Here is a 16,999-nt window from a genome sequence, read left to right on the forward strand (position 1 = left end):
CGGTCCCGTCGCTGCGTCCCTCGACGGGACGCCCGCTCGCCTCGCCCCGGCGACCCCCGATGGCACGTCCGCCCGTCCTGCCCCGGCGGCCCCCGGGCGGGCTTCCGGCCCGTTCCCCGATGGGGGGCTTTCTCGCAGGAGGGTGGTCGTGGGGTTGGCCGCGGCCGGGGGTGTGGCGTTGTCGGGCGCCCCCCGGGTCGCGGCCGCCGAGGTGCGGCGGGTCGCGGTGCCCGGAGCGCGCAGGGCCGTGGTGCTGCGGGGGCGGCCGGCGGCGGAGGCGGAACGGCTGCGCATGCAGACCGTCTACCGTACGACCGAGTTCGTGCCGACCGGCCTGTACCTGCCGCCCGGACGCCCCCTCACCCTTGAGGTACGCGCCCCCGACGGCCCCCGGCCCACCCTGCACGTCGGCGCCCCCGACACCAACCCCGACACCGCCTACCGGTACCCGCGCGCCCACCCGCTCACCGAGGGCGTCAACACGGTCACCGACGCGGGCGGCGGCATGGTGTATCTGTCGTTCACCGGTGACCGCAGGGCGAACGCGGTCGTGCGGTTCGGGCCGGAGGGCGTCCCGGTGCCGACGTACGTGCTGGCGCCGAGCAGCGGCTGCGGCGACCCGGCGCCGGCGACACGGGCGGCGTGGCAGGGCCGCCCGGCCTTCGCCGCGCCCGTGTTCGCGCCCGAGGGCACCACGGAGGCCGAGTTCCAGGCGCAGGTGGACGCGTTCACCCAGGCGCCCTTCGTCGAGCTGGTCTCGCCGCAGATGATCGTGACCGTCCGGCGCGAGACCTTCCTCCAGGTGCGCGACCAGGACCACGCCCAGCTCATGACCCTGCTGGAGCAGGTCGAGGACGTCGAGGCGGCGATCTCCGGCCTGGACGGCTCCGCCCCGCTGCACGCCCCGACCCCGCTCGGCCGGCACCTGGTCAACGTACGCCCCGAATACGGCCCCAAGTCCACCGCGTACGCCACCCACGCCTACACCGCCTACTACGACGCGTACGCCACGACCCGCCTGCTCCTGCCCGACAAGGTGCGGACCACCGGCTGGGGCGTCTACCACGAGCTCGGCCACCAGCACCAGCAGATGGCCTGGCGGCCGGGCGAGCTCACCGAGGTCACGGTCAACATCTACAGCCTGGCCGTGCAGCGGCACTTCGGCATGCCGTCCAACCTGGTGACCAACAACGCCTACGAGACGGCGCTCGCCAAGCTGCCGGTCGCCGACTACGCCGGGCTCGGGGCGTTCGAGAAGCTGGTGCCGTTCCGGCAGCTCGAACTCGGGTTCGGCGACGACTTCCACCCCAGGGTGCACCGGCTGATCAGGGAGGAGACGCCGCCGTCGTCCTCGGGGGACTCGGCGCGGCGCTTCACGCTGATGGCCCTGTACTTCAGCCGCGTCGCCGGACGCGACCTCTCCGGGTTCCTGCGCGCGTGGGCGTTCCCGATCCCGGAGAGCGGGTACGCCGAACTGGCCGCGCTCGGCCTGCCCGCGCCGGACGCCGACCTGACCCGGCTGAGCGAGCGATGACCAGCCGCCGCGCCTTCCTCGGCGCCGTCGCCGCCGCGCCCCTGCTCACCGCGACCCCGGCCGGGGCCGGAACCATCCGCCGCACAGCGGCCTCGGGGGCGGACGTACCGGCGGGTCCCGCCGACTTCGCCGGGCTCCGGGCCAAGGCGGCCGAGCTGATCACGGGCGGCGACCTCGACCCCCGCGACCCGGCCTTCGCCGCGCCGCTGGCCCGCCTGGACGCGGCCGCCTCGGCGTACCGGACGTCGATGAACCTGGCTCCCGGACGTACGCACCTGTGGCCGGACCTCCCGCTGACCGGCGTGTCCGGCGACATCGCGACCAGCCACCAGCGCCTGCGCGCGCTCGCCACCGCCTGGGCGAGCCGCGGCTCGGCCCTGTACGCCGACGAGACCCTGGCCACGCAGATCATCGGCGGCCTCGACTTCCTCTACGAGCGCGCCTACAACGAGGGCAAGCGCGAGACCGGCAACTGGTGGCACTGGGAGATCGGCGCCCCGCGCGCGTTGATGGACACCTGCGTGCTCATGCACGACGCCGTCGACGCGGGACGGCGGGCAGCCTGGATCCGCGCCGTGGACCGCTTCTGCCCGAACCCCGACCGCCGGACGAACCTCACGAACTTCGCCGAGACCGGCGCGAACCGGGCGGACAAGGCGCTCATCGTGGCCCTGCGCGGCATCGTCGGCGAGAGCTCGGACAAGATCGCGCTCGCCCGCGACGGCCTGTCCGACCGGCGCGACGCCGGCAAGCACACCCTGTTCGGCTACGTCACCTCCGGCGACGGCTACTACGAGGACGGCTCGTTCGTCCAGCACGACGTCGTGGCCTACACCGGCTCGTACGGCGTCGTCCTGCTCCAGTCGGTGAGCGCGATCCTCGGCCTGCTCGGCGGGAGCGCCTGGCAGGTGGACGACCCGGCGGTGCGGGTCGTGCTGGACGCGGTGGAGCGCACGTACGCGCCGTGGATCCACGACGGACTGATGATGGACAGTGTGCGCGGGCGGGCGGTGTCGCGGCAGTTCAACCGGGACCACGACTCGGGCCGCGACACCGTGGACGCGATCCTGCGCCTGGCGGCCGGCGCGGGGGAGCCGTACGCGACGCGGTTCCGCGGGCTGGCCAAGGGGTGGATCGCGCGCGGCCGGTTCCTGGAGGGCGCGGACGTCGCGGCCACCGCGAGGGCCGTCGCCGTGCTCGCCGACGACGCGGTCGCCGCCGCGCCCCGGCCGAGCGGCCACCACGTGTTCGCCGACATGGACCGCGTCGTGCACCGCCGCCCCGGCTGGTCGTACGCGATCAGCCTGTCGTCGAGGCGGATCGCCCTGTACGAGTGCGGCAACGGCGAGAACTACCGGGCCTGGTACCAGGGCGACGGCGCGACGTACCTCCACCTCGACGCCGGCCACTACAGCGACGGCTACTGGCCCACGGTCGACTCCCACCGGCTCGCCGGGACCACCGTCGACACCCGCCCGCGCGACCCGGCCGTCTCCTCCGGCGGCACCGGCACGTTCCGCCCGAAGAACGCCTGGGCGGGCGGCGCCACCGCGGACGGGTACGGCGTCGCCGCGCTCGACCTGATGGCCGTAGGGACCACGCTCACCGCCCGCAAGACCTGGGTGTGCCTCGACGACGCCGTCGTCTGTCTCGGCGCCGGGATCACCAGCGCCGACGGCCGCGTGATCGAGACGGTCGTGGAGAACCGGCGCACCTCCGCCCCGCTCACCACCGGCGACGGCTGGGCGCACCTCGAAGGCGTCGCCGGGTACGTCTTCCCCTCCGGCCACCGGCCGCGCTCGCTCACCGAGCGCCGTGCCGACACCTGGCGGTCGATCAACGACGGCGCGAGCACGCAGGGCACGGACGCCACCGTGACCTGCGACTACACCACCCTCTGGCTCGACCACGGGATCAGCCCGTCCGGCGCGGACTACGCCTGGGTCCTGCTCCCGGGCGCCACACCCGACCGGACGCGCGACTTCGACCGCGTCGAGATCCTGGCCAACACCGCGACCGCGCAGGCGGTGCGCGCGCACGGCCGCTCGGCGGGCGGCGGCGAGCTGTTCGCGGCCACGTTCTGGGCGGCGGGGGAGGCGGGCGGGGTGTCGGCCTCGGCTCCCTGCGCGGTCCTGGTCCGGCGGGCGGCGGGACGGACGACCGTGGCGGTCTCCGACCCGGGGCGTACCGTGGCGGCGGTGACGCTCGTGCTTCCCCATCCCGCGCACGCCCTGGTCAGGGCCGACGACACCGTCTCGGTCACGACGGGCGAGCGGCCCTCCGTCACCGTCGATCTGGCCGGCTCCCGCGGCCGGTCCCACACCGCCGTGCTCGCCGTCGGCAAGAAAGGCTGAACGTTGATCCCTCCGTACCTGTCGCTGCCGCCGACCGACCGCGTGCTCTCCTCGCGCACCGGCTGGACCCGCGCGCACTGGGAGGCTCTCGCCGACCGGCTGCTCGGGGCGGTGACGCCGTACGCCTCCCCAGGTTTCGCGCAGATCCGGCTTCCGGGCCGGGCGAGCTGGTCGGGCGTGGCGCTCGACGGGCTGGAGGGGTTCGCGCGCACGTTCCTGCTCGCCGCGTTCCGCCTCGCGGGCGCGGCGGGCGACGTCCCCGACCTCGCCGAGCGGTACGCCAGGGGCCTCGCGGCGGGCACCGACCCCGGCAGCGGCGAGGCGTGGCCCGAGCTGACCGACTGCTCGCAGCAGATGGTGGAGGCCGCCTCGATCGCGGTCGCGCTGCACGAGACCCGGCCGTGGCTGTGGGACCGGCTCGACGACGGCGTACGGGACCGGGTCGCCCACTGGCTCGGCGGCTTCGTCGGCAAGCGCACCTGGGACAACAACTGGATGTTGTTCCAGACGGTGACGGAGGAGTTCCTGAAGTCGGTGGGCGGGCCGTACGAGCAGCGGGAGATCGACCGCGGCCTTGAACGCATCGAGGACTGGTACGCCGGCGACGGCTGGTACACCGACGGCGGCTCGCGCAACTTCGACTACTACTGCGGCTGGGCGCTGCACCTGTACCCGCTGCTGTGGACGCGCATGTCGGGCGACGCGGAGCGGGCCGGCGTGTACACGAGCCGCCTGCACGAATTCCTCACGACATATCAGCATTTCTTCGGTGCGGACGGCGCGCCCGTCCATCACGGCCGCTCGCTCACCTACCGTTTCGCCGCCCTCGCGCCCGTCTGGCTGGGCGCGCTCACCGGCGCCACCCCGCTCGCGCCGGGCCAGACCAGGAAGCTCGCCTCCTCCGTGGTCCGCCACTTCGCCGAGCGCGGCGTGCCGGGCCCCGACGGGCTGCTCTCCCTCGGCTGGTACGAGCCGTTCCTGCCGGTGACGCAGGCGTACTCGGGGCCCGCGTCGCCGTACTGGGCGTCGAAGGGGTTCCTCGGGCTGCTGCTGCCGCCGGACCACCCGGTGTGGACCGAGCGCGAGCAGCCGCTGCCCATCGACGAGCACGACGTCGTCGCGGCCGTCCCCGCCGCCGGGCTGCTCCTGCACGGCACCCGGCACGACGGGATCGTCCGCCTGCTCAACCACGGCAGCGACCACGGCGCGCCGCCCGACGACCCGCACTACGCCAAGCTCGCCTACTCCACCCGCACCGCCCCCGAGGCAGCCGAGCACGCCTGGGCCCGCGATCTCGACAACCACCTCGCGCTGGTCGCGCCCGGCGGCACCCCCTCGCGCCGTACCGCGATCACGCCGCTGACGTGCGCGGACGCCACCGCCTCCTCCTCCCATCGGACCGCGGGCGGCGCGCTCGTCACCAGCACCTCGGTCGTCCGCGGCCCCTGGGAGCTCCGCGTCCACGAGATCGCCGGCGGCGAGGGCGGCGGTGAGGGCGGCGGCGAGGGCGGCGGTGAGGGCGGCGGTGAGGGCGGCGGCGAGGGCAGCGGTGAGGGCGGCGTGCGTGAAGGTGGGTTCGCCGTGGCCGGGGACGTGCCGCCGACCGTGGCGACCGGGCGCGGATGGGCGATGGCGCGCCGCGCGGACGGCCTCACCTCCGCCATCGTCGCCCTGTACGGCTGGCGGCGGGCGAGCGTCGAGCGCGAGGTCGAGTCCAACGCGTTCGGCCCGCACTCTGCCGTCCCGTGCCTGCACGCCGACGAGCCCGGCCTGCACGTCTCGCTGGTCGTGCTCTCCGGCGACGCCGTGCACCCGGCCGCCCTCCGCGACGCGGTCACCGTGGACGTCTCCGCCCGCGAGGTCGTCATCGGCTTCCCCGACGGCACGTCCACGACCTTGACACGGTCTCCTGACCCGGGCCCCAGTGCCAGATCCAGAAGCTCCTGAACGCGGTCGGCGCGGCCACCGGAGGCCACGCCGGAGCGGGGAACATCCGCTAGCCCTCCGGTGGGAAGGCCGGCTTGTCTTGACAAGATCACTCCCAACAGGGTCGGGATCGGCGCCTGTGATCGCGGGCGTCGATGACTGTCTGTCTCGTACGAGCGGATGGGGACTGGGGACCCGCTGGGGACCACACGCCCTGTTCACGCCCGCGCGACCTGCAGGCCGACGAATGGCGTGCCAGAAATCGCAGGTCAAAGGCCGTTCTCAAGAGATCGGGAACGGCCATTCCGCGTTCTCCCGGGGACCATGTGGGGACAGACCTGGTTTCGCATGGCTGCGTGATCATGCAGAGCTCGGGCTGAGGCGCCTGCCGGCAGGCACGATGGTTGTGCCGCGGTGCTTGCGTGGTTGCTGTTGGTGATCGGCTGCCTGGCGAGTTCCGGTACGTTCGCCGATCAGTGGTGACGGCTGCGCCCTCGGAAGCACCAGCGGGGATGGTCATCCGAGGGTGAGCAGGCGCTTCGGGGGGATGCGTCGGTGTCAGCGCCGAGCCGACGTTCGAGGACGGTGATCTGGCGACGCAGGAGTGTCCTTCCTCGAGGCCCACGGAGAGCAACCGCAGTACGGCGAACGCGTTCGTATGGTGAGGCGACCGGGGTTCGGACCGCGGTCTGCCTTTGATCGCTGTAGTTCACTGGCTCACTGCGGATGCACCGGTCGCTCGATGGCGGCTCGGATCGCGGCGAAGTGCTCATGGGCTCGCGTGGTCATTAGTGCCGTCGCGTTGAAGGAGACCACGCCGAATGATGTCCGGTCGGCTCGGGCGCAGAAGTACGTCGTGGTGAGCCAGCACATCGTCTGTCCCTCGTAGGGCCAAGGGTTCAGCGTCTCCGACTTCCTGGCGGTCTTGCCGAACGACGGCATCAACCACTCTTTGAAGATCGCGTCCGGGTTCAAATCCTTGGATTCGGCTGCCAAGAGGCTTACCGGGGAGGTGAGCGGAGGCTGTCCGGACGAGGGGCGGGGGAGAAGGTAGAGGCCGCTGACGGATTTGCTGACCGCGTGGCCTCTCTTCCTCAGGCCCTGGAGGAAGACGGCGAAGCCGTCCTCGACGGTGTCGTCGAACATGTGACGCAGCGTCATGCCCTCAAGCTGATCAGGAAGCGTGATTGCCGTGGCGCCACGAACGGCGGGCAGGCTCAGGCGCGCCTCACTGGTCGCTGGTTGGGGTGAGCCGCTGGGTGAGGAGGTGGGCGCGGCCAGCTTGGGGCAGAGCACCGCAGGCACAAGACCCGCCGTGCTCAGGGCGACGCCCGCAGCGATACCCAGCGCGAGCAGCGTGGCTCCGGTCAGTACTGAACGGCGACGCTGCGCGTCCTTGCCACCCGCGGTCGGGGTCTCCATGGTCGCTCTCCGAACACGCGGGAAAACGATCATTATTGGGCGATACGCCAAGATGATCAAGTGCCATCTGTCAGGCCGGAACACTGCGACGGCGTCCCAGTGCTGGTGGGCGGCATACGGGAACGAGGCGCGCAACAAGTGCACCACGCATGTTTGGACCACCGTTCGCGGCCAGACGGTCTCGATGGCCTGCGGAAGGCCCTTGAGCCCGTCGCAACCACCATCAGCGCACCGCCGACGCCGCGGTTCTTGACGACGGTGTCGGGCAGGCCGGCGGCGTCAGAGCCTGGCTCTCGGTGGGGCCGGGGCGTTGACGCGGATGCCGTCGCCGGCCAGTTCCAGCGCCCAGCTGCGGGGGAGTTGTTCGAGGACGGCCTTGGACGCGGCGTAGTGGGCGGCCCCGGGCAGCGGCAAGAACCCGCCCGGCCTGTGGCAGCCCTGCGAGGGCGTCATGGTTTCAAGGGCGGGATCGTCTCGATGATCTCTTCGACGGCTTTGGCGCGCAGCTGCGAGCCGGACAGGCCAGGATGTCTCCGGCCTACAGAGTCCTCCCACACCTTGGCCAGGCCCGGGCGGACCTCCAGCCAGACCAGAGCCATCCCTACCATCTTGGGCCGGAAGTCATCGGGCTCGATCCCCGCAGGATTCACCATCAGGACGGCCTTGTCGAACGCATATATCGCCTCTTTGGGCTTCATCTCCATGGCGCGGATCACCGCCAAGTGCAGCAGCGCCCGCCAGTGCCTGTAGATGCAGGCCTTTTCGATCTCCATGGCCGCGAGGCTCTCCGAACCAGGAGTGGCAAGGCGCCTCTCAGCCTCCTGGTAGTGCTTCTCCCCGTGGGCGGCGTTGTTGAGGCAGACCTCCAGGAGGCGGCGTGCCCCCTGGACCCGCACTTCCCACCGCCGTCGCTTCACGGCCGGATCGACTGCGTCATCGGCCGGCTTGGCTTCGGAGTCACCGGACACCAGCAGGACAAGCAGCAGCACACCCCCGAGGAGCGCCAACACACCAAGCGCCTCGTTCACATCCTCGCCCACCTCATTCACAGTAGAGGCAGGTCCATTCCGTGTGAACCTAATCTCGTAGAGGCAAGCAGGCAAGAAGCCCCCAGCGTCAGAGCCTTGCGCGGATGCAGACGCGCACCTGTCGGTGGCTCTGACGGATGGGCGTCGGTCTGAAACTACGGACGAGCCCATGGGTTCCTCGAGGCGCCTGCGCTCATGGAGCGTCGAGAGCGGCCCTCCGGACTGAAGGAACAGTGCGCCATCGGAATGACACGAGTGGGGGCCTCAGCACGCGAAACTGCCGCTCGGCGACGGCACCATACAAGGATCGGCTCCTTCACCCCGCGATCAGGGAGGCTTCGGGGGGCAGAGAGATTGGAACGGAATTCGGCGATTACGGGTTCTCCCAGGTCAGTGACTCCGCAGTGCGCTCCTCAGGCGGGCCTCGGCCTGGGCGGGGCTACCGAGGCGTCCAGCGTGCTCGCTCATGGCGGATTCGTAGCGGTTGAGCAGAGCCTCGGCGAGGACGTGCCACGGGGCGAGGAGTTCGTCGGTGAGCTGCTGCCGGCGCTCGCCTGCGGCCTGCTCGGCGAGGGCGGCGATCTCGTTGACGCGTTGGCGTACTGCCGGTAGGAGAACGATCGGCTCAGCGGCGGACGCGGTAGCGGATGTGGGTGGCCTCTGGGGTGTCGATCACCTGAATGATCTCCAACTCGATCTCCGACGGCAGGACGTCGAACAGCCGGCGCCCTGCGCCCAGGAGTACTGGGATGTGGTGGATCTGCACTTCATCCAGCACCCCGGCCTGAAGGGCCTGCTGCACCGTGTACGCGCCACCACGAATCTGGACGTCCCGTTCCCCGGCGGCGGCCTTCGCCTGCGCCATCGCGCTTTCGATCCCGTCGTTCACGTAGGTCACCAGCGGATAGCCCCACCTGGCGGCCGGGCCCGGCGGCCGGTGGCTGGGGACGAAGATCGGCAGACCGCCGTGAGAGCCGCCCCAGTGGTCCATGAGCTCAGCGGTCCGCCGTCCCGCGAGGATCGCACCAGCTCCGTTCCATTCGTCCTGGAACTGCTTGACCGGCCCGGGATGCTGGTCCGAGTCAGCCCACTTGTGCAGCCGCTCGCCGTCGTCGCCGCCGAGGAAGTCGTTGGGATCGGCGATGTACCCGTCGAGGGACATCGACATGTCGAGCACTGACTTGGACATGGCCCACTCCTTGGTTCACGGCGTGGCCTCTCGGCCACGGCCTGCGCCCGGGTCCGGAGACTAACTGTGTCCCCAGAACACTGTGTACGGTAGAGACAGTTTTGGCGGATGGCAAGCGGGAGGCGACGTGGCGGTCAACGAGGATCCGAGGACACTGGCCGAACTGTTGTGGGGCCTGCGCAGGCCGCGCAACAGAGGCCCCAGGCCCGCCTTCGACCTCGCCCGGCTGGCCGACACCGCCGTCAAGGTCGCCGATACCGAGGGCCTGGAGGCGGTCTCCATGCACCGCATCGCCGCCGAGCTCGGCCTCACCAAGATGGCCCTGTACCGCTACGTCAACGGCAAGACAGAGCTGATGGCCATCATGATCGAGGCGGCGGTCGGCACACCCCCAGACCTGAGCGGGGCGGCCGGCTGGCGGGCCAAGCTGGAGGAGTACGCCCGCGGACTGTCCACCGCCTGGCGGCGCCACCCCTGGCTGCCGTCGGTCACCGTGGGCGACCGCGTCATGGGCCCACGTGAGACCGCATGGACCGAAACAGCCCTCAGCGCCCTCACCGACACCCCCCTGACCGAACGCGAACGACTCGACGTGGTCATGATGGTGTCCCACCACATCCGCGCCACCCACCCGGCCGCCACCCAAGGCACTCAGACCTGGACGGACGGCAGCGCCGCCCCCATCATGCGTGACCTGCTACTCCTCAACGCCAGCCGCTTCCCGCTGCTGGCTACCACCGTGGCCATCCACTCAACCACCACCACCCGCGAATTCGGCCTCCTCACCCTCCTCGACGGCCTCGACCGCACCATCACTCAACGCGCCCACAACAACGGCGACGAATCCTCTCCATTGGACGCTTCGCGGTGACGCCCCGGGGCGGGTATCTGTCACGCCACAAGTGGCAGACTCCGCTTGGTCCTTGCTGTTGACCTCTCGGTAAAGGCAGGCGTGTTCGGCCATAACTGCTCCAGGGATGAGAGATCCTCAACCCTGGAGCGGGACTCACGGTGCCGCGGACACCGAGCCTGTGGCCTTCCCGGCCAAGTGCCACCGAAGGCGGAAGAGGAACGTCGATCCTCCTCGCGTGAAGGCAACCCGTGTCGACCCTGTGCGTCACGCCGACCCTTCGGACCGCGCCGGCCGGGCGGCGCGGGATTCGGGGACCAACCATGCCGCGCAACGACCTCGCCGTCCGCCGCAGCCGCTTCACCCTCCAGGGCTGTCAGCAAGCGCTGGAGTCGATCCACCGCGCTTGGTGCGATCTCTCGCGCAACCCCTTCAGGCGTTCTTGGAGGCCCTGGTCCTGGAACGAATCGGCACATGGCGGCCCGCCTGCTGGACACCCGACATCCTGGGATCGGCATCGCCTGGGTCGACCCGTCTCCGACCGGCATCGCGGCGAGATCGCCAAGCTGCTCCTCCACCACGAGGCGCGAGGCCGGGAGGTGTCGCGGCTGCTGCTGGCCGCGTCGTAGCGGTTCACAACATCTCGGTGAGCGCGTCGAGGTCGGCCAGGCGTCCGGCGGGGGCGAGGCGGGCCGCCACGGCGACCAGCAGCAGCTCAGTGACGGCGATCTGGTGCGCGAGCGGCGCGATCGGCCCGGCGGCCTCGCGCGGCAGCCTGATCAGCACCTCCGCCCGCGCCGCGAGCGGCGACTCCCCGGCGTCGGTGATCAGCGCCAGCCGCGCCCCGCGGGCGCACGCGGCCTCGGTGAAGCGGGCCGTCGCGGGGGAGTAGCGCTGGAAGTCGTACGCGACCACGGCCGCAGAACCGCCCAGGTCGAGCAGCGTACGGGCACGCGCGGACGCCGGGTCGGGCACCCGATGCGCCCCCGGACGCAGGCCGGCGAGCTGCCTGATCAGGTATTCGGCGGCCAGCTCGCTGAGCGGCCCGCCGAGCGCCCAGACCGACGCGGCTCCGGCCAGCAGGTCGCCGACGGCGTCGAGCAGGGGCTCGGTGACGACGGCGAGGGTGCTGTCGAGCCCGGCACGCAGGTCTTCGGCGGCCCGCTGGGTGCCGGGCGGACGGGCGACGAACTCGCGTAGGCGCGACCGGTCGCGGACGCCGTCGCGCACGGCCGCCTGGAACCCGGCGAATCCCGCGTACCCGAGCCGGTCGAACAGCCGGGAGGCGGTCGGCGGGCTGACCCCGGCACGCTCGGCGAGCGCGCGCAGCGAGCCGAGCGCGGCGAAGGGGTGGTCGTCGAGCAGCGCCCGCACGACGGCCCGCTCGCCCGGTGGCAGCTCGGGGTAGACCGCGCTGAGCCGGCTCGTCACCGGATCCTCATCCATGCTGACAAATGTTACACGTGGCGGAGTCAATGAAACGAATGTTACGGTCGCCGGTATGAGTACCTGGAACGGACTGATCGACAGCGGCTACCGGCGCTGGCTCCCGGTCACCATCGACACGCCCGCCGTCTCGCTCAACGAGGGCAACACCCCGCTGCTGCGCTCGGCGCACCTGTCCGCGGTGACCGGCTGCGAGGTCTGGCTGAAGGTCGAGGGCGCCAACCCCACGGGGTCGTTCAAGGACCGTGGGATGACCGTGGCGATCAGCAGGGCCGCCGAGGCCGGCGCCGAGCTTGCCGTGTGCGCCTCCACCGGCAACACCAGCGCCTCGGCCGCCGCCTACGCCGCGCGCGCCGGGCTGACGGCCGCCGTGCTCGTGCCGAAGGGGCGGGTCGCGCTCGCCAAGCTGGGGCAGGCGGTCCGTTACGGCGCGCGGATCGTCGAGATCGACGGCACGTTCGACGACTGCCTGCGCGTCGCCCGCGAACTCGCCGCCCACCACCCGATCGCGCTGGTCAACTCGGTCGGCAACGAGCTGCGCCTGGCGGGGCAGCGCACGGTCGCCTACGAGATCGTGGACGCGCTCGGCGACGCGCCCGACATCCACTGCCTGCCCGTCGGGAACGGCGGCAACATCACCGCCACCTGGGGCGGCTACCGCGCCTACGAGCAGGAGGGACTGTCCGGCCGGTCGCCGCGCATGTGGGGCTTCCAGGCGGCGGGGGCCGCGCCGCTCGTCCACGGCACGCCGGTCGCCGATCCCGAGACCGCGGCGAGCGCGATCCGCATCGGCAGCCCGGCCACCTGGGACGGCGCGCTCGAAGCCCGCGACCGGTCCGGCGGGCTGATCGCCGCGGTGACCGACGCGCAGATCTTCGAGGCGTACGAGCTGGTCGCGAGGCGCGACGGCGTCTTCGCCGAGCCCGCCTCGGCCGCCGGGATCGCCGGCCTCCTCGACCAGCACGCCCGGGGCAACCTCGCGCCGGGCCAGCGGATCGTGATCACGCTGAGCGGCAACGGCCTGAAAGACCAGGACGCCTCCCTGCGCGGCGGCTACACCGCGACGGAAACCAGTTCGGCCACCTCGGCCGTGGCCCAAGCCCTCGGCCTCGCCGCCTGATCCCAGGCGCGCCCCGGCGCGTGCGCTGGGCGGGGCAGCACACCGCTGGCCGCCTACCTGTTCCGCCGGGGCCGGGAGATCGCCGATGCGCGCGGGATTCATGCGTTACTCCTTCGAACGGTCGCGGACGAGCGGCACGCGGATCCGTCTGCTGGTGTGCTCGATGACGGCCAGACGAAGGAGCACGGCCGATCATGCCGTATGCGTTCGCCCTCTCCCGGCGGTTGGAGCTCGTCCCGCGACGCGAAGCCTCCAGATGGCCGTGACCTGGGCGGATGTAGTCATCGGCAGGCGTTATGTCCCCGCCCGGAGGGAGGACGCCGCGTCCAGTGGTGCGGGCCGGTCGTCGGTGGCGGGCTTGCCGCCTACAGGTCCGATTTCCGCCGGATGCATCCTGTCGGGGGCGGACATGATGAGCGCATGATGGCAGAAGCAATGACGAATGACGGTCCGGCTTCGGGGGGCGACGAGGGCAGGAGCTCACTGGCAGTGCTGGAGAGGTTCTATCGGGCGGAAGTCGCCTATATCGCCGCAGGGGGCTTCGGCAAGGCCGATTTCGGTGAGCTTGCCGAGTGCCTGGACCCAGAGGTCGTGATGTACCAGGCGGACTCCCTGCCCTACGGGGGGACCTGGCACGGACCGAGCGGCATCGAGCAGTTCATGGCCGCCATGAGCGAGGCATGGCAGTCCCTGGAGTTCCTGGAGCAGAAGTATGTGGTCGACGGCGACAGTGTCGTGGTCTGGAACCGCGGCATCCTGCGCGCCCGCGCCACCGGCCGGGCCTTGGAGACCTCGGTGATGCAGCTGATGACGATCAAGGATGATCGCATCACCGAGATACACCCGTTCTACCTGGACACTTCTGCGGTCCTGAACGCCCTACGCCCGGACGACGACGTCTAGCCGTTCTGTCCCGTGAGGTCGAGTACGCGGCCGGCTGGTGGCACATCTGCCAGTGCGGAGTGACCGCGGTGGTGATTGCAGGTGTGCAGCCAGTACGGCAGGACTTGGCGGCGTTCGATCTCTGAGGCGCAGGGCCGGGCGTGGGCCCGTTCCTCCAGCAGGGTGCGGTAGCAGGAGCCGTTGTCGGTCAGCACCTCGCCCGGCGCCCCGAACCCCCGCAACGCCTCGACGAAGGCCAGGCAGACAGCACGGCCGGTGGCCCGCACCACCGCCGTGGCGATCACACAGAAGCGCGAGTGGTCGCCGACGCCGGTCACCACCTCCACCTCCGCCCGTCAGCACCATGTCCCGGGTCAGGACAGGGATGAAAACATGACACAAGGCGTCGGGTTTCCGGGTGATCCTCAATGCACCGGTCGGCGCCGATGTGGGTGCGGACCGGGGGCCTCATGGATAGACAAGGACCTCAATGCGCGAAACGCCCAAGGAGCTCAAGGAGCTCAAGGAGCTCAAGGAGCTTCAGACTCTCCTCGAAGCCTCCCTGTCCCGCTCCACCTCGCACCTCCGCCCGATCGTCACCGCGAACACCCTGACCGCGGAGCAGATCACCCGAATCGGCACGGCGCGCAGCGCCGCCAAGGCCCGTCACCCGGCCGCCCGTCCCGCCGCGGCGCCGCACACCTGCGCGGTGAGGATCTGGGCGTGTCCACGCACGGCACAGTGGAGATCCGCAACCCCGAGGACGGGGAGCCGGCGGCGGACTGGCCGTACCTGCTCGCGTACTCAGGCATCGACAAGCTCGCCGGGGTGTCCCGGGCTTGATCTGCGGCATGGGCCGAATCTGGACCGGCCAGGCGCCGAGGGGGCTGATCAAACGGCCGCGTAGTGGCGGAATCGACTTGTTCGACATGGGCGGGAGTCCGTCCGCCGGTGTTCTGCTGTGTTGCGAGAGGGTGGATCAAGGTTGACTGCGTTCGTACGGGACGTCGCCAGTTTGGGGCGAGAGGCCATCGAGGTGGTGGGGGCTCGTACCAACAATCTGCGGGACGTGTCGGTGAGCATCCCCAAGGGGTGGCTCACCGCCTTCACCGGGGTGAGCGGCAGCGGCAAGACCTCGCTGGCCATCGACACCCTGCACAACGAGGCCCAGCTGCGCTACCTGGAGGGGCTTTCGCCGTTCGTACGGCAGTACATCACCCAGCGCAATCGGCCGAAGGTCGACCGCATCCTGGGACTCGGCGCGACGCTCGCAGTCGACCAGCGCCGCCTGAACCGCAACCCCCGGTCCACGGTCGCGACGATCACCGGCATCGACGGGCATCTGGGACTGCTGTACTCGCGCCTTCCGGGGATCGGCGCGGACCCGGCGGCGCAGAGCGTCAACGGGCATCTGACGACCGCTCACTTCGACCGTAACACCCCGGAAGGCAGCTGCGCGGACTGTCACGGCGTGGGCGGGCGCTGGCAGGCGCAGGAGGACCTCATCATCACCCGTCCGGAGCTTCCCCTCTTCGAGGGGGCCTCGCCCTGGTACGCCAGGTGGCGGTCGGGGGAGCACGCGTTCGTGCCGGCGCTCGCCGACAAGCGCGGCGTGGACCTCGGCCTGCCGTGGCGGTCGCTGCCGGAGGAGTTCCGCCACTGCGTGCTGTACGGCACAGGTGAGGAGAAGGTCGAGGCGACCGTCGACATGACCAGCAAGAAGGAGACGGTCTCGGTGACCTACACCTCCAGCCAGCCGCTGCGGGGTGCGCTGGCCGAGGTGGAGCGGGTGTTCCTGAACGCCCAGACCGCCAGCGCCAAGCAGCGCTACCTGCCGTACATGCGCAAGCAGCCGTGCGGCACCTGCGGCGGCAGCGGGTACGACCAGGTGGCCCGGTCCGTGCGGCTCGGCGGGCTGACCTTTCCCGACCTGCTCCAGGTGGACGTACGGGAGGTACGCGGCTGGGCCGAGCGGGTGGCCGGCGACCTGGACGCCCGGCAGCGCGAGGTGGGTGAGCCGCTGCTGCAGGACCTGGGCCGCAGACTCGGGATCCTCGACCGCCTCGGCCTGGCCCACCTCCAGCTGTCCCGGAGCGCGGCGACACTGTCCGGGGGCGAGTTGCAGCGAACCCGGCTCGCCGCGCAGCTCAGCACCGAGCTGAGCGGCATCGTCTTCGTCCTGGACGAGCCCGGGACCGGGCTGCATCCGGCGGACAAGGCGCACCTGCTCGACATCGCCCTGGAGCTGCGCGAGGCCGGCAACACCGTGCTCCTGGTCGAGCACGACCCCGAACTGATCGCCAGGGCCGACTGGGTGATCGACCTGGGGCCCGGCGCGGGCCGCCTCGGCGGTGAGATCCTGGTGTCGGGGCTTCCCGCCGACGCGGCCGCCCACCCCACGTCACTGACCGGACGCTACCTGGCCGGTGAGGGGCCACGGCTGCGCCGGACCCGCCGTCCGGCCGGGGATGACACCGGCTGGGTGGAGCTGCACGGCCTGCGTGCGCACAACGTGACCGCAGACGTGGTGCGTTTCCCCTCCGGCCGGCTCACCTGCCTGACCGGGGTGAGCGGCAGCGGCAAGAGCAGCCTGCTCGGCGCGCTCGCGGCGAGCGTGGAGGCCGCTTTGAACGGGACGACGATCGACACCGTGCGACAGGTGACCGGCCTGGAGGGGTTCGAATGGGTCGCCGTCGTCGATCAAGAACCGCTCGGGCGCACGCCGCGATCCAACCCGGCCACCTACAGCAAGGCGTTCGACGTCGTCCGTAAGCTGTTCGCCGGTACCGACATGGCCCGCGCACGTGGGGTCAACGCGTCCTGGTTCAGCTTCAACACCGCGGGCGGTGGCCGCTGCGAACCCTGCACCGGCTATGGCCGCAAGCTGGTCGACATGCACTTCCTGCCGGATGTGTGGGTGGTCTGCGACGCATGCCAGGGGCGGCGCTACACGCCGGAGGCCCTGGAGATCAAGTACCAGGGACTGGCCATCGATCAGGTGCTGGAGCTGACCGTCGCCGAGGCGGGTGGAGCAGTTCTCCGAACCTCGGCAACTCGCCGAAACCCTGGGAGCCCTGAACCAGGTCGGGCTCGGCTATCTGCAGCTCGGCCAGAGCGCCACGGAGTTGTCCGGCGGGGAGGCGCAGCGGCTGAAGCTGGCCTCCGCCATCCAGCGCGGCGCCGCGGGCCGCAAGGCCGGTCTTGTCGTTCTCGACGAACCCGTCTCGGGCCTGCACCCCTCTGACGTC

Annotated in this window: 13 protein-coding genes and 3 pseudogenes; 8 read left to right on the top strand and 8 right to left on the bottom strand. The window is 71.2% G+C overall.

Annotated elements, in window-relative coordinates; genetic code table 11:
- Positions 1-148 precede the first annotated feature (148 nt).
- Genes ACIBQ6_RS00415 through ACIBQ6_RS00425 form a run of 3 tightly spaced genes read left to right on the top strand, consistent with a single transcriptional unit; the run spans position 149 to position 5,835 of the window.
- The gene (locus tag ACIBQ6_RS00415) at positions 149-1,534 is read left to right on the top strand and encodes a M60 family metallopeptidase (protein ID WP_397209480.1); all 1,386 of its coding nucleotides are present in this window, start codon (positions 149-151) and stop codon (positions 1,532-1,534) included.
- A complete protein-coding gene (locus ACIBQ6_RS00420; protein WP_397209481.1) occupies positions 1,531-3,888 on the top strand; it encodes a polysaccharide lyase 8 family protein in 2,358 nt (785 codons plus the stop codon). Before ACIBQ6_RS00415 ends, ACIBQ6_RS00420 begins: the two co-directional genes overlap by 4 nt.
- A gap of 3 nt (positions 3,889-3,891) precedes the next feature.
- Positions 3,892-5,835, top strand: a complete 1,944-nt coding sequence (locus ACIBQ6_RS00425) for a DUF2264 domain-containing protein (RefSeq protein ID WP_397209482.1) — start codon at positions 3,892-3,894, stop codon at positions 5,833-5,835.
- Between the two features lie 696 nt (positions 5,836-6,531).
- Here ACIBQ6_RS00425 and ACIBQ6_RS00430 read toward each other — a convergent pair.
- The 5 genes and pseudogenes from ACIBQ6_RS00430 to ACIBQ6_RS00450 form a co-directional block, all read right to left on the bottom strand.
- A complete protein-coding gene (locus ACIBQ6_RS00430) occupies positions 6,532-7,236 on the bottom strand; it encodes a hypothetical protein (RefSeq protein ID WP_397209483.1) in 705 nt (234 codons plus the stop codon).
- A gap of 84 nt (positions 7,237-7,320) precedes the next feature.
- A pseudogene (locus tag ACIBQ6_RS00435) lies at positions 7,321-7,484 on the bottom strand (transposase); the annotation flags it as partial.
- A gap of 31 nt (positions 7,485-7,515) precedes the next feature.
- On the bottom strand, positions 7,516-7,689 hold the full coding sequence (locus ACIBQ6_RS00440) for an SDR family oxidoreductase (protein WP_397209484.1): 174 nt from the start codon (positions 7,687-7,689) through the stop codon (positions 7,516-7,518).
- Complete coding sequence (locus ACIBQ6_RS00445) at positions 7,686-8,276, bottom strand: hypothetical protein (protein WP_397209485.1); 591 nt, start codon at positions 8,274-8,276, stop codon at positions 7,686-7,688. The genes ACIBQ6_RS00440 and ACIBQ6_RS00445 overlap by 4 nt, the downstream gene beginning before the upstream one ends.
- 613 nt (positions 8,277-8,889) lie before the next feature.
- A complete protein-coding gene (locus ACIBQ6_RS00450; protein WP_192783973.1) occupies positions 8,890-9,453 on the bottom strand; it encodes a dihydrofolate reductase family protein in 564 nt (187 codons plus the stop codon).
- A 127-nt stretch (positions 9,454-9,580) separates the two neighbouring features.
- Here ACIBQ6_RS00450 and ACIBQ6_RS00455 point away from each other — a divergent pair, with 127 nt between their 5' ends.
- Positions 9,581-10,324 (top strand): TetR/AcrR family transcriptional regulator, encoded by a 744-nt coding sequence (locus ACIBQ6_RS00455; protein ID WP_358295937.1) that lies wholly within the window; start codon positions 9,581-9,583, stop codon positions 10,322-10,324.
- Between the two features lie 302 nt (positions 10,325-10,626).
- Complete coding sequence (locus tag ACIBQ6_RS00460) at positions 10,627-10,932, top strand: hypothetical protein (protein WP_397209486.1); 306 nt, start codon at positions 10,627-10,629, stop codon at positions 10,930-10,932.
- Positions 10,933-10,936: 4 nt separating this feature from the next.
- Here the strand turns inward: ACIBQ6_RS00460 and ACIBQ6_RS00465 are convergent, their stop codons facing one another.
- A complete protein-coding gene (locus ACIBQ6_RS00465; protein ID WP_358295942.1) occupies positions 10,937-11,749 on the bottom strand; it encodes a MurR/RpiR family transcriptional regulator in 813 nt (270 codons plus the stop codon).
- Positions 11,750-11,804: 55 nt separating this feature from the next.
- On the opposite strand from ACIBQ6_RS00465, the gene thrC reads away from it, so the two are divergent.
- Together thrC and ACIBQ6_RS00475 are read left to right on the top strand one after the other, a co-directional pair.
- Positions 11,805-12,869, top strand: coding sequence for a threonine synthase (thrC, locus tag ACIBQ6_RS00470; protein WP_397209487.1), 1,065 nt, complete (start codon positions 11,805-11,807; stop codon positions 12,867-12,869).
- A gap of 420 nt (positions 12,870-13,289) precedes the next feature.
- A complete protein-coding gene (locus ACIBQ6_RS00475) occupies positions 13,290-13,772 on the top strand; it encodes a nuclear transport factor 2 family protein (protein ID WP_358295948.1) in 483 nt (160 codons plus the stop codon).
- Here ACIBQ6_RS00475 and ACIBQ6_RS00480 read toward each other — a convergent pair.
- Both ACIBQ6_RS00480 and ACIBQ6_RS00485 read right to left on the bottom strand, forming a co-directional pair.
- Positions 13,769-13,969, bottom strand: a pseudogene (locus tag ACIBQ6_RS00480) (IS481 family transposase); the annotation flags it as partial. The gene ACIBQ6_RS00475 and the pseudogene ACIBQ6_RS00480 sit on opposite strands and share 4 nt — an antisense overlap.
- A pseudogene (locus ACIBQ6_RS00485) lies at positions 13,949-14,101 on the bottom strand (IS481 family transposase); the annotation flags it as partial. The pseudogenes ACIBQ6_RS00485 and ACIBQ6_RS00480, both read right to left, overlap by 21 nt.
- A gap of 719 nt (positions 14,102-14,820) precedes the next feature.
- Between ACIBQ6_RS00485 and ACIBQ6_RS00490 the strand changes: the two are divergent.
- Positions 14,821-16,995, top strand: a complete 2,175-nt coding sequence (locus ACIBQ6_RS00490) for an excinuclease ABC subunit UvrA (protein WP_397209488.1) — start codon at positions 14,821-14,823, stop codon at positions 16,993-16,995.
- The last annotated feature ends 4 nt before the right edge of the window (positions 16,996-16,999 follow it).

The sequence above is a fragment of the Nonomuraea sp. NPDC049655 genome, assembly GCF_044465465.1.
Lineage (GTDB): Bacteria > Actinomycetota > Actinomycetes > Streptosporangiales > Streptosporangiaceae > Nonomuraea.

Coding starts and splice junctions, on each gene's coding strand:
- ACIBQ6_RS00420 (WP_397209481.1), top strand. CDS start 1,531: ATGACCAGCCGCCGCGCCTTCCTCGGCGCCGTCGCCGCCGCGCCCCTG.
- ACIBQ6_RS00430 (WP_397209483.1), bottom strand. CDS start 7,236: ATGGAGACCCCGACCGCGGGTGGCAAGGACGCGCAGCGTCGCCGTTCA.
- ACIBQ6_RS00440 (WP_397209484.1), bottom strand. CDS start 7,689: ATGACGCCCTCGCAGGGCTGCCACAGGCCGGGCGGGTTCTTGCCGCTG.
- ACIBQ6_RS00450 (WP_192783973.1), bottom strand. CDS start 9,453: ATGTCCAAGTCAGTGCTCGACATGTCGATGTCCCTCGACGGGTACATC.
- ACIBQ6_RS00460 (WP_397209486.1), top strand. CDS start 10,627: ATGCCGCGCAACGACCTCGCCGTCCGCCGCAGCCGCTTCACCCTCCAG.
- ACIBQ6_RS00465 (WP_358295942.1), bottom strand. CDS start 11,749: ATGGATGAGGATCCGGTGACGAGCCGGCTCAGCGCGGTCTACCCCGAG.
- thrC (WP_397209487.1), top strand. CDS start 11,805: ATGAGTACCTGGAACGGACTGATCGACAGCGGCTACCGGCGCTGGCTC.
- ACIBQ6_RS00475 (WP_358295948.1), top strand. CDS start 13,290: ATGATGGCAGAAGCAATGACGAATGACGGTCCGGCTTCGGGGGGCGAC.